We start from the raw sequence: 432 nt of genomic DNA, 5'->3' as shown, positions 1-432 counted from the left end.
CTGTTGTTGGGATGTCGAACTTGTAGTAACGTCCGAAGGCGAATTTAGTTGTGTCAATCACTTGAGTGTTTTCTGCATCGCCAAGTGACTTAGTAAAGCCATCTTTAAGAGTTGCAGTAATCACACCGTTGTTAACAGTGATATCGAATTTAGCTGTAACATCGTCACCTGTTACTGAATCGTAAGCTTTGATCTTAGTAGCGTCAAGATCCAACTTAGTTTCATCGTAGTCATCTGAGATTCCTACTGATTGGATGTTGTCCTTGTTGTTTGCGTCAAACTTAGTTGTATCCAACCATACTTGGTAAACCAACTTGTCGCCACGTTTCACAGTCTTAGTGTTCAAGTTTTGTTTTTCGTTGTTTGATGCATCATCCGCATATGGGTTCGCATTTGTGTCTGCGTACTTGTCTGCCAACTCTTTATCATCAT

Annotated in this window: 1 protein-coding gene; it reads right to left on the bottom strand. The window is 40.5% G+C overall.

The window, feature by feature from the left end; translation table 11 throughout:
• Positions 1 to 432 (bottom strand): SspB-related isopeptide-forming adhesin (locus tag HMPREF2607_RS08235; RefSeq protein ID WP_148130160.1); only part of this gene is annotated, 432 nt, incomplete at both ends.

Origin of the sequence: Streptococcus sp. HMSC078H03 (assembly GCF_001808655.1) — a bacterium.
Classification (GTDB): Bacteria; Bacillota; Bacilli; order Lactobacillales; family Streptococcaceae; genus Streptococcus; species Streptococcus salivarius_G.
The sequence above is the reverse complement of the archived record's forward strand: the minus strand, read 5'-3'. Positions and strand labels throughout refer to the sequence as shown.